This is a genomic window from Nostoc sp. (genome assembly GCF_036917515.1).
Classification (GTDB): Bacteria; Cyanobacteriota; Cyanobacteriia; order Cyanobacteriales; family Nostocaceae; genus Nostoc.
Window position 1 is genome coordinate 1 of the sequence record NZ_JBALDE010000168.1, and the last position, 11698, is coordinate 11698.

The 11698-nt window shown below is 40.9% G+C and carries 11 protein-coding genes and 1 pseudogene; 9 read left to right on the top strand and 3 right to left on the bottom strand.

Features of this window, described 5'->3' with window-relative positions:
* Positions 1 to 390: 390 nt before the first annotated feature.
* The 8 genes from V7K89_RS21555 to V7K89_RS21590 all read left to right on the top strand — a co-directional run bounded on the left by V7K89_RS21555 (position 391) and on the right by V7K89_RS21590 (position 5723).
* Positions 391 to 696 (top strand): glucose-6-phosphate dehydrogenase, encoded by a 306-nt coding sequence (locus V7K89_RS21555; protein WP_335190718.1) that lies wholly within the window; start codon positions 391 to 393, stop codon positions 694 to 696.
* Positions 697 to 705: 9 nt separating this feature from the next.
* Positions 706 to 2790 carry a glycine zipper family protein gene (locus V7K89_RS21560; protein ID WP_335190720.1) on the top strand — a complete coding sequence of 695 codons (2085 nt, stop codon included), beginning with the start codon at positions 706 to 708 and terminating at the stop codon, positions 2788 to 2790.
* A 209-nt stretch (positions 2791 to 2999) separates the two neighbouring features.
* A complete protein-coding gene (locus V7K89_RS21565) occupies positions 3000 to 3617 on the top strand; it encodes a hypothetical protein (protein WP_335190722.1) in 618 nt (205 codons plus the stop codon).
* An 85-nt stretch (positions 3618 to 3702) separates the two neighbouring features.
* Positions 3703 to 4098 (top strand): hypothetical protein, encoded by a 396-nt coding sequence (locus tag V7K89_RS21570; RefSeq protein WP_335190724.1) that lies wholly within the window; start codon positions 3703 to 3705, stop codon positions 4096 to 4098.
* A gap of 51 nt (positions 4099 to 4149) precedes the next feature.
* Positions 4150 to 4389 (top strand): hypothetical protein, encoded by a 240-nt coding sequence (locus V7K89_RS21575; protein WP_335190726.1) that lies wholly within the window; start codon positions 4150 to 4152, stop codon positions 4387 to 4389.
* A 1-nt stretch (position 4390) separates the two neighbouring features.
* Positions 4391 to 4681 carry a hypothetical protein gene (locus V7K89_RS21580; protein ID WP_335190728.1) on the top strand — a complete coding sequence of 97 codons (291 nt, stop codon included), beginning with the start codon at positions 4391 to 4393 and terminating at the stop codon, positions 4679 to 4681.
* A 168-nt stretch (positions 4682 to 4849) separates the two neighbouring features.
* Positions 4850 to 5314 carry a hypothetical protein gene (locus V7K89_RS21585; protein WP_335190730.1) on the top strand — a complete coding sequence of 155 codons (465 nt, stop codon included), beginning with the start codon at positions 4850 to 4852 and terminating at the stop codon, positions 5312 to 5314.
* 73 nt (positions 5315 to 5387) lie between these two features.
* The gene (locus V7K89_RS21590) at positions 5388 to 5723 is read left to right on the top strand and encodes a hypothetical protein (RefSeq protein ID WP_335190732.1); all 336 of its coding nucleotides are present in this window, start codon (positions 5388 to 5390) and stop codon (positions 5721 to 5723) included.
* On the opposite strand, the gene V7K89_RS21595 is transcribed toward V7K89_RS21590, so the two are convergent.
* The 3 genes and pseudogenes from V7K89_RS21595 to V7K89_RS21605 form a co-directional block, all read right to left on the bottom strand.
* Positions 5692 to 5988: a hypothetical protein gene (locus V7K89_RS21595; protein ID WP_335190734.1), complete on the bottom strand. Its 297-nt coding sequence runs from the start codon at positions 5986 to 5988 to the stop codon at positions 5692 to 5694. The genes V7K89_RS21590 and V7K89_RS21595 overlap by 32 nt on opposite strands.
* Before the next feature lie 30 nt (positions 5989 to 6018).
* Positions 6019 to 8775, bottom strand: a pseudogene (locus V7K89_RS21600) (hypothetical protein).
* A 12-nt stretch (positions 8776 to 8787) separates the two neighbouring features.
* Entirely contained in the window at positions 8788 to 10080 is a 1293-nt protein-coding gene (locus tag V7K89_RS21605; protein ID WP_335190736.1) for a restriction endonuclease-related protein, read from the bottom strand.
* Positions 10081 to 10876: 796 nt separating this feature from the next.
* On the opposite strand from V7K89_RS21605, the gene V7K89_RS21610 reads away from it, so the two are divergent.
* Positions 10877 to 11662: an RNA polymerase sigma factor SigF gene (locus V7K89_RS21610; protein ID WP_335190766.1), complete on the top strand. Its 786-nt coding sequence runs from the start codon at positions 10877 to 10879 to the stop codon at positions 11660 to 11662.
* The last annotated feature ends 36 nt before the right edge of the window (positions 11663 to 11698 follow it).

The window sequence follows — 11698 nt, forward strand, 5'->3', positions numbered from 1 at the left end:
TTTACTGCTTAAGAGCGCTGCCTAACCATCAGAGTTACTTACTGTTTCAGTTTTTCTTCCTGATTCTACTCTCCCCGTAGTAACAAAAGAGGGATAAGATTTGTTGGCGGATTTTGGAATATTCAGCGTTTGTAATTACAGCAGCTTTTCCTTTTCTGTTATTTTTTGGCATATAGAAACTGAAATCGCATGTTCGGCTTTTACCTAAATCAGAGGTGAAAGTGGAATTTCTTAAATATTCACTATTAGTAAATATTGGCTCAATTCTATTACTGGCATAGGATACACGGCATCAGAGGAGATACCACTTCTACATAAAAGTGGAACATTTACTTATTTTTCAAACTTGCATAAAACAGGAGAGTAGCTAATTTAAAAATGAAATAAACTATGTCAGCGTTAAACCTTTCTACCCAAATTCCTAGTCAAATTAATACCCTTGAAAAACTTCACATGTGGAGCGGACAAGCTTTATTTGCGATCAATTCATCATTAACAGTAATCGAAGGTGTTAGCTATACGGAACGTGCAGCACAAGCTGGATTGTATTGGGTTGCAGCTGACAGTAAAACACGGGGTATTTTTCGTGTAAGCCTTGCAATTGACCCAACATATTTAAGTGCAACTGGTAAACCTTGGACATTTGCACAAGAATTATCTACAACCGCTATTCCCGCAAACTTCAGCGCTAATTAAGGTAAAGTTGTGAGCGAGAATCCCAGGCAATTTAGCTCAATTGATAGCAGTGATACAAATTTGCATGGATCGCTCACAAATCGTTCTCCCAGCGGTGCGCCAGCAGGCGATCCAATTGATTTTGAAGCACTTAACAGACAAGTAATAAATCAGCGCACACAGCAGGATTACGTTTACAAAGAATCTACTGCTGAGTATGTTTTGCGGCGTGAGCGAGAAATTGCAGCAGCGCAGCGTATTCGCCAAGAAACTGCTGACGCACAAGCTGCTAGGGAACTACAGGATCAGCGGAACCAAAATCAAAGAAACGAACTTGCAAATAGGATAAATAACAATACTCCCACTGACTCAGAAGTAGCACCACCAAAAGAATCTCCGTTGGCACAACAGCAACGGTCAACTCCTGAACGTCTGCCAGTGCCATCAACAGGCGCACCACCGCCAACACCAAATGGTACTGCTGCAAGGGCAAACTCACTTGTAGAACCAACTGCCACACCAACCCCAGCAGCACTCAAAGAAGCGATCGCCCCAGCCGCAGCTGGTGGAGCGTTGGCAGCACTACCTCGTTCGCTACCACAAGCAGCCGGGCATTTAGCAATACCAGGTATTTACGCTACAGTCGATTTCACAAATCGCGTAGTTCATGGCCAGTCAGTGCAACAAGCTGCCACAAGTTCGGTTGCCGGAGCAGTTGGATCGGGCATTGGGTTCGTTTTGGGGACAGCAACCGACATACCCTTTATGGGTTACGTGGGCGCTGCTGTAGGCGGCATAGCTGGTAGTGCAATTTCGGATTATTTCTTTAATCAAAACTTGCCAACAACCGCTGCAAAGCAAGAAACGCAATCGCCAAATTATGTACCCTTCGTTGGAGGTCAATCATCGGGTACAAGTTACCGCATTTGGTACGATATACCGGGTGACGATGGGACAGTGTCGCACCAAGTGACAGCGCCGCTTCAGGGAAAAATTGTTAATTTCTACTTTGTCGCAAATAGTCAAAATTCCTGGGACAGCGTTCTCATCTACAACAATGGAAACAATACCGAGAAGACATCATTTATAGGTTCGCAGACTGCTGGCAAACCTTATATCGTCAAAATTACTCGTGCTGACAATGGTTCGACGGATCTTGTCGGCTACCCCGTCTCATCATCCTCACCCGCGCCACCGCCAGATAATCTACCATATCGCTACAATACCTCGCCCGTAGGTAACGATAATACAGTACCATCAGGTACGCCTGGAGCAAGCGCCAATAAAGGCAAAACGCGAAATGTTGCTCCATCCATGCCGTCTAACAATACCCCAAATGGCGCTCCGTTTTTCCCTAGTCACGGCGGACTAGCACCGTCGTATTTGCCAAACCCAACACTTTTTCCCTCAAACCTTGGTGGGATGTTGCCTTCCCTGCAACCATTGCCAATGCTATTACCATCAAATGGTGGGATGTTGCCTTCCCTGCAATCCCTGCCTTTGTTGTTCGCAGAACCTGAAGATATCCCCTTACCGAGACTTGCACCAAAAACAGGACTTACTGTCACACCCTCAAGTGGTGGTTTAGTTCCAATTGGGTATGCCGAAATCACGCCTGCAACAATTACACCTGCAATGGTTGCTCAATTCCCAGGACAAACAATAACACCAGCAAAGAATCTAACACCGTTAATTATTGTTGATGTCAACACCTTTGTAGAAGCAAGTTTACTACCAGCTTTTGAGGAAACCAGTAACCCTGGTTCGGCTGCTTTTAGTGGAATTAATAGAATGTGTTTGGTGTCAATTGAAATTAATAATATCAAGAAATCTCTCGCCGTAGCAACTTTCTCACGGGTATTTGATTATGCTCGTTCCTTGGCAAACAACGACTTAAACCCATTAACGACTACTGACACGATAAACAATTCTAGTAAAACTCTACTCAATAAACCAGAGTCCGGATTGAAATTATCTATTGATGGGTCTGAAACTATTGTTGTTTGTTCTTTAAGTTTAAAAATAAATAATCTTCGGCTCACTTATATGGATGAATATTTTAGCAGTACTTTGACTTATTTAACAAATGCAATTGCTAGCGATTTAAATCCGTAAATATGCCACTACCAGATAATTTTAATGAGTTTGAACATCTTCAAGATTTAATGAGACTTGAACACAACAAAGCAGTTCGAACTTATTTTAAAAATTAAGAAGATGATGATATTTCTACTCCCAAAGCAGCGTTAAAACATGCCTGTCTTATTAAAGATGAAGATACCGCAGCAATGACACAAATGAGGTTGTGGCTATTTGAAGTTACTGTGGGACACGCTCAAAGCTTGCAAGCTCCTATTTATGGGATTCCGGTAACAGAATTACAACGAGATTTCAAGTTTAGACCACAAATCAAACTTTATTTCAAAGAACCATACGATTTTGAAAAACATGATGATGGTACAGAACAGGTTCGTGGTGAAATCAGTTTTAGAATTATGAATAAAACTGCTGAAACTATATCAAGGACTGATGCTGTTGAATATGCTCGTGAAATCAAAGCAGAATTTGCTACCCCTCCATTAATTTGGAAGAAGGGCAAGTACAAATGCACTTATTTTGATTTAGATAATGGGTTTGATTTACGTTTATTAGTATTATCTAAATCTGAAGGTGAATCTACTGTTAAGTCAGTTTTAAAAATCTTAGATAAAACTTACAGTGATAATAATTTCCAATTTATAGAAAATACTAAAGAATTTCCGACTAATCCAGGTACGCATCGAGTATATGGCAGGCAGGTAAAAAAATTTAGGCAACGCCCAACTGCTGACGTGAAGTTTACACACACGCAACTACTCATTCCTGGACAAGTCAAACCCGTTAACTTGGTCGGGCTAAACGGACGACTCAGGAGTGCTATCGAAAATGTAACGAGCATATAAAGCGCAACGTGGTAGTTCAGTCAGAGTCAAAGTTATCCGTACTAAAGGATATGTTGAATCTTTCCAACTAGCTGGACGTATTTATTTGCCAACAAAGGTACTTGCAGATAGCCAAACGGGAAGCAATCAAACCACATTAGCCAATATGGTTCGTGAGGCAGTACAAACAAACGGAAGAGTTATTGCAGTAGGCTTTACCCTGCCCACCGGTGGAGTATTGCTTGATAACTTAAGCGGCTATCGACCAGCGCGTATTTCTGCAACTGATCGTGGAGCAGAAGTTGCTGACAGTAAGTCACGCATTACCGATCTTGAATACAAGCGATACGACAATAAGAGCGTTTCTTCTCCTTTTGGCTCCAAAAATACTGGTGGTGAAACTTATGCTGAGGCTGTGGCAGGACTCAGCGATATTGCTGCTATCAAATCATTTTTACAAAAAGAAGGTAATCGGATTTCCTTTACTCCAGAACTTATCTGATAAATAACATTATTTAGGTAATCGGATTTCCTTTACTCCAGAACTTATCTGATGAATAACATTATTTCACTCCCCGAAGATTACCGTGATTTGTTGATGGTGTCTGCTGGCGATGAGCAAGATATTAATGGGATGATAACTATTAATCAAGCCTCTGCTGATTGGCTAGCAAGCAGGATGGACACAGGTACTTATTTTGATGTGTTGGATCATTTTGGTATTGACCCATTTTTACACGTCAATCCTGTAGAGGATTTAGTTTTTAATTCCATTCTTACTTTAGACCTTTGACATGAGGGAATTACAGCTTGGTAATTCTAATAATTGGGAGATTATTCATAACGAAAACATTTCAGCGATATTGTTGCCGAAAGTTGGGGGCGGATATAAAACCGTCCCTATTCCGGAAATATCTATTGCTGTATTGCTAAATGTTTTTATTGTGGCAGTTCGTGTTTCTACTGTTGTTCCTGAAGGTAGTACATGGAAGTTTGCTGGACACATTAAACAATCTGTCAGTACAGGATTAGCTTTTGATAACTCTCAAATGCTAGTTTTAACAGAAGGCAACCTTTATTTTTAGACAAAATAAATCTTGTCTTTTTTCCGAAAATTTCTACTAGCTATAGTATTTCTATTCAGGTTCCTAAGTGGTTTGAAAATGCTGGCGTTGCTGTTTGGCGTTACACGGGACCAGACTATGACTCTGATTTAGCCCGTATTGAATCTAAAATTGATGCACTTTAAATAAATGACTACACAGCAAACAATAGCTGCTACAAATCCTTCTAGTAGCTCTCCTGGAATAACAGTAACTTTAGAAAGTACAGGAATTTTTCTTGGAATTTTAGTAAGTGCTTCTATTTTAGCTGGTTTAGGATTCAAAATTGTCAGCAGTGTTAGTAAGATTTCTTCTTCAATCAGTCAGATTGAAGAAGATTTAAAAGACTATAGCAAATCGGCTAATAGCAATGCTCAACAACTTACAGAGATATCCCATCGGCTAGATTTACATGTTCAAGATTATGTAAATAGGAAAAACACCATAACTTTATTGATTGGTGGGATAAAGGAAACGATGGAACATCGAACTAATCGCCTTTATACCTCCATGAAAGATATGGAAAGCTATTTACAAAAACATGAACCTTTTAAAATCCGAGAGTTTCAAGATTTGCACAAGATGGAAGAAGATAATCCTTTTGATAAGATTTAGCTACAAGGAAAGGGAATTTAAATATTAAACAGCAAATTCTAGTTACCGTTAACTAATATCAACGAGTAAAATCATGCTAACTCTTCAAGAATTTACTACAGAATTAAATACTTGGGATAACTTCAAAGCCTATTTAGAAAGTTTACCAAGGAATCAAGTTGGTGGTGTTACTGCTAATCCTCACTTTCATCCTGTAGCGCTTTACCTGCGGATTAAGTACCAGAACAAAACTGTTAGCATTGACCTGATTCTGTCAGCGATAGATGACTATGAAATTCTCACACCAATTTGGATCAGAAAGTATTTAGACCTTTTTCTTTCCAGACAAGAATCAGAGATGTACTCTGTCGAAACTTGCCTAAACCTACTTAACAGGGTTATTGAGGATTTGTCCCCTCCTGTTGAGTAACCAGCGTAAGCCATTCATCTAAGGTTACAAACACTTCACACTTTTGGGCTTTGCCCCACATCCACCAACCGCCAGCTAATCCCGCGTAGAAGTTAAAATCAGCAATTTCCCTCAGCGTCAGGTCATCAGAGCATTTCCTGACCTTTGACCACAGGATAAATTCAAGCCCAGAAAGCCATCTAGCTAACCACATTTTCTCTGAAAAACTAGTCATCATCTCCCAGACCATTTGTTTTGGATCTTCTACAATTTTTGATTCTTCCATATAATTTTTTCAAAGCTGACTTTCACCCGTTTAGCGTACCCAGTTAATCTCTGGGGATTCCTCATAGCTACCCACAACAATCAAGATGCGATCGCGATCGGTCCACCATTGGGGTTGCTGTTGTTTTCGCTCTTGTAAATCCTGAAATACCCCATCAAGAAAATTCTCTGCACTTCTTACTAAGTGGCACATGGCCTCGACCATTTCTTTAGCAGCAAGTTTGCGTTTTGCAGGTGGTAATCCTGATAAAGCAATATAGTTAGCTTCTCGATTCTGTTTGGGACTAAAGAAAAATTGACTCTCAGCTATACCTGCCTCACCACTTCTGGGTTGCAGCAACACGGTAGGTTTTATGCTGATGTGATAAGCTGGTGAACCAGGAGCGTAGCTAGTACCTGATATCAGAACAGTATGTGGACCTTGCCAGCCATCAACTGCGAACAGTTTTGGGAAATTTAACAGCAAAGCACGGCCTACACCTACATAGCGAAAATAGTCCAACTTCCCAGCTTTTTTATTGCTACGTTCTTGCTTATATAAAAAGCCTAAAATATTTCCTACTGGCGATTCTGGCAAAACTGGGAGAAAGTCTTTTGGTGGGCGATGCAAGAGGTCTTGGTTTAAGTCGTGTAGGTTCATTATCCGACCAAGATCGCTCAAGTTATCAACTAAAAAACCTAGTCGGTTGTCGAGTATGGTAGTTAAAATTGCAAACTGAAGATTTTGGATTAGTTCCTCAAATTGAGCTTCATCTGGTATAGAAATACTGTGATTTTCTAACCATCTTTCACACCAAGGAGCAATTTCAGCTAATGCTTGACGATCGCTTTCCGCAGTCAGTATTGTCAATGCCAAATCTGAAAGTTCACCTCCACGACGGCGGTTAAGCGGATATTGCAAAAATCCGTCTAGTTCGTCCATCATTTGTTTGCGGTGGCGACGTTGTTCTGTGGGGGCCAAATCTGCTTCAATGATGCGTTTACGCCGTTCTTCCATGATTTGTTGGCGAGTTAGCTTTGATTTCACTGAAACAGTAATGTTGGGAGGATCGATAAGATCGCGGATAATACGCGCAAATAGGGAACGACCTGTAAAGGGAAGAGGCCCCAACCACTCAACGAGTTTGGAGTGAGTAAGGAGTAGATGATAGATACGGTTAGTTGCATTTTGAGTGTGATAATGGGCGCTTGTCCAAGCAAGAAAGCGATCGCCTGCCATGTCACTGCGATCGGAATTATAAATCGTGGCCAGATTCAGTCCGAGTTTATTTAAAAATGAGTTTCCAGAAGCATCAACTAAGACTTCATCAGGGGCAAACTCTTCGTCAAACTGAATCTGTACGCGATCTGCTTCGTCAACAAAGAGATACTTGCATTCTCGATAAACCGCCTCAGCAAAGGTCAAGTCTTGTTCAAACCCTTGGCGGGGTACACGAGTATGAATGAAACTAGCAGGAGTGAAAACCCAGACTAAGGCTGTAGTAATATCTTGTTCTAAATGGTGACGCGGACATTTGTAATAAAGGGGACAAGTATATTGCTTATAATTGCTTTCTTGCAAGTCTTCATCATCAGAATCATCATTCTCAGCTATAGGAACTTTTTGATAAAGCTTGTGACACGGTTCATTGCCAAATTCCCACTTCTCTTCTGATTGCACTAAAGCTAAAAGTGGGCAGACTGGACTAAACCAACGCCATGCAGGGTGCATCCCTCCTTTAGTAACTTCCTGACCCTCACTTTTGAGAATTGGTTCATAGACTTTTGTTAATTGTTCTTGGCGGTTACTACCCAGCACTGGTGCAGCCGGAATTTCTAATTTGTGGCAAAACAAAGAGGCGAGACGTACTGCTGTGGCTACATCATTCACCATCAACCCACAGCGGTATTCTTGTTTAGCCAAGAAGTAAATCAGAATTTCCAACAGCGTAGACTTGCCCACATTCAAAAGTCCAACAATGTGGATCAACCCTTCAAAATTCAGCTGATTACCCTGATGGAAATTATCTGATTCAGCATCGTATAGCTGGAAGAGAATGTTTTCCAAGCGATTACGATAATTTTCTTGTTGCCCAAACTGGGACAATTTATCGTCCATTTCTTGGGCAGCTAGTAATAATTCCTCACGGGTGACACTACACGGTGGATTCTGCTCAGTCCGTGTGCGATGAAGGGATACTACAGATGAGGGTGCTATATTAGCAACTTCCTTAGGAATATCAATAGGAACTTCAACAGGAGAGTTACCCTTTTGGGAAATCTTGGCATACCACCGTCCCTCAGTTGCTAAATTAACTTTTCGTTGTGTATGCTGTGGGGTTTTTAATAAAGTTGGGCGATATATCTCCTCTAAACGATTTGGGTAGATACTGGATGGAATAAGTTGAGGAACATTCCTTGCCTCTTCAAGGCTATAGATTCTAATAATTTCAGGTAAGTTGATGTACTCCTGAAGCACTCGCAACCACTGCCTACCTTTGCGCTGAATCAGATAGAAACGAGCATTTTGTATAAGTTGCCAGTTGCGATCGCTTTGTAGTTATGCAACTGGAAAGCGATATCCTTTCAGCAAAGCTTCCACAGAAGTTGCGGGTTCTTCTGGTGCTACTTCCTGAAGTAAGGTTACTCCCAATTCCACATCAGCAATGAGTTGGGCAAGACGCTTAATTTCTCGCTGATGTACCTTAGCATTTGCGTTAACTAAACTAGATGCTACATACTGTTTTAATTCATCTGAGTTGCGGAGTTTTTTGCACAGTTTCTTGCGCCAGCTAACAATCTCACGCATTATTTTTCTTCCCTAAAATTGCTTGGGCTTGAGTAATGATTTCGCTAAATAGGCGTAAGCGTACCCCTCAAGTTTTGGTTCTAGTTGTTCGCGCACAACTCTTATCCGCAAAGAGTCTTCACGTTCATCTGGAAAAACTACAAAAGTTTCCGTTGCATCACGCCGATACTGCACCTTTTGCAAACGTTCCGCATCTACAGATGCCCAATCTTTGAGATCAATTGCCCAGCGAACTTTACGCGGGAACTCTACAAGTAAGTCAAATTCATCTATAAAAGGCCAGAGAGTAACGCGCAAACCCAACTTTGTGAGTTCTTCTTTAAGTTGAATTTCCCAAATTCCTGGCAGTGTGCCGTACAAATGTACGCCTGGTGTAACAGCTTTCCAATCCGCTACTTTTTCTTTAGGAATAGGTGGCAATGGTTGAAGTTTTTTGATTGCACAAAGTCTTTCACACCAAGGGTTATGGCAGCTATAAGTACCATCAGGACGTTGGCGTTGCACATACTTGCAGCGCGGACACAGATGATAGACGTTGCTCTCTGCTAACTTATCCATATCGACATAGATTTCTAGCCGCGACAATAACTCGCGCAGTGGTCTGAGTTCGGGTAAACGTAGCTGTTGGCGATATTCTGAGTAATGAAGAGTGGGTTTAGGAATGATTAGCAGTCGAAAAGCGCGATAGGCATCGTTTAGCTGATTTCCCCGACAGTATTCCAGTACATCTTTCAACACTGACTCTTGTACCTGCGCCACCACATCATTACCCGAAACTTGCCATTCTCTAGCAAAATCGGAAACTACTCCGTCTTCTATAACGCTGACATCTAGCGAAAGGTATTTAATTTCTTGGGCTGGTTTCCAGGAAGTAATAGATGTTTCCGCCCAATTAAAAAATTGGGGTAGGTTCTCTGAGGCTTGTTCTCCCCGCAGTAAAGAAGTTAAGTACATACGGGACATTCCAATACGGAGGGCTTCAGGTAGTTGATTTCGCTTTTCTAGTTCCAGTTTTTCCCACTGCACCACGCCAGTAGCTAAATACCGCAGAGTGTCTGTCACAGATATCTGTAAAGATGGTATCTCCAATTCAGATTGAAGGAGACGGAGACTGCGGGCGCTATGGTCATCCCATTCAACATCTATACCGCGCATGGTCTGCAACCACTTCTGAAGTGTTGCTTTCTGGCGTGGTTGCATTTCAAGTTCTAGACACAACTCTTCCAATGTTGGTCCCAGTTGATGGATACTAAACCATCGCTCAAGTGCATCGAGAATTTTTTGTCGGTGCTTGGTGATTCTCATTGTTCACCCTCCTATTTAGGAGAAGTGTGACACTCAGCAAGCTTGCGTGTCAATTAAATGTTTCTATGTTTCCACTGAGTTTCCAAAGTTTCCATTTTAGCAATATTGAATGGAAATCTCTGGATATATCCCTCAATACCCAACTAAGTACAAATCACCATAAAAATGAGTCAGATTCTGTTTTTTGTAGCTTGGGTTTTGTTCTTCAATCCAACTGCCAATTTGGATTTTTGACCTTTATTAACGGAACTAAAACATTTTTGAGGGAATACAAGTCTCAAACCCATGTATGGTAGGGGAAATACACCAAATACTCAAAAATAGCCCAAACTCAGATGTATTGAGTTAAGCAAAACGATGTCAAAGTCTTTCTATATATAAATTTGAGGTTCTTTTTTGGTTTTTTTGTCTAAGTCCCATTAATGACGATGCGTACTAAGAGATAAAATTGCCCAGTCTATTTTGTGATTAATTCATTACCGATCCACTTGCACTCAGTATGACTGATAGGTATTAGATCAGTCATGCATTTTTCAGCATAAATAGCTAGTTTTTGTTGTAAAAGCTAGAGATTATTTGCCATTTAACAGTTATATAAAAAGCAAAAATAATCTGTAACAGAGAGATTTGCAAAATCATGCGTATAAATACTGAATTGTGGAGTTCGACCCCTTACAAGTTCAGTGAAACGACGATGGCTTATTCTGCCTTGACTAACGAAAATAATGACAGCTTAGAAGATAAATATACGCAACTCCATTTTCTCATAAATAGGAGTTACAACAAAGGAATGTATATGGCAACAAGTGAGTCCTCTTTACGAACTGATGGTATAGAATTATTACACTTGTACCACCAGAATCCTTCTATTAAACTTCGTAATAAACTTGTACAGTTACATACTGGCTTAGTGCGGAAGATGGCTCATAAATTCAGTCATCAATGTAATGAACCCTATGAAGATTTAGAACAAATCGGTTATTTTGGTTTGATTAGGGCAATTGAGCGCTTCGATCCTAGCCAAGGATATGCTTTTAGTTCCTTTGCGGTGCCATATATTCGCGGTGAGATGCTGCACTTTTTGCGCGATCGCAGTACTCTATTAAAAATTCCTCGTCGTTGGCAAGAATTATATAATGAAGGACAAAAGATTCGCAAGGACTTATCAATCTCTTTAGGTCGCCCGCCCAGGGATGCTGAAATTGCCAGCCAACTTCGGGTATCTGTACAAGAGTGGCAAGAAACCAAATTAGCTGCTCAAAACCGGATGCCTTTGAGTTTAGATGCAACCGCAGTTAACTATGTTGATTGCCAAATAACCTTGGGTGAAGCACTTCCTTGTCCTCGTTCTCATGTGCTTCTGCAACAAGAAGAAGAACGCCAACAACTGCAAGGCGCAATAAATATGTTGGAAGAAAAGCCCCGCATGGCAGTTGAAATGGTGTTTTTGAAGGAACTTTCTCGCAAAGATGCTGCTAAAAACATTGGTACTAGTCCAATGACAGTAACGCGGTATCTGCAAAAGGGAATTCAAGATTTGATTTGCTATTTACAACCACAAGTAATGCCCACTGGATCGTAGTCATATTCAGTCAAAAATCCAATGACAAATGACTAA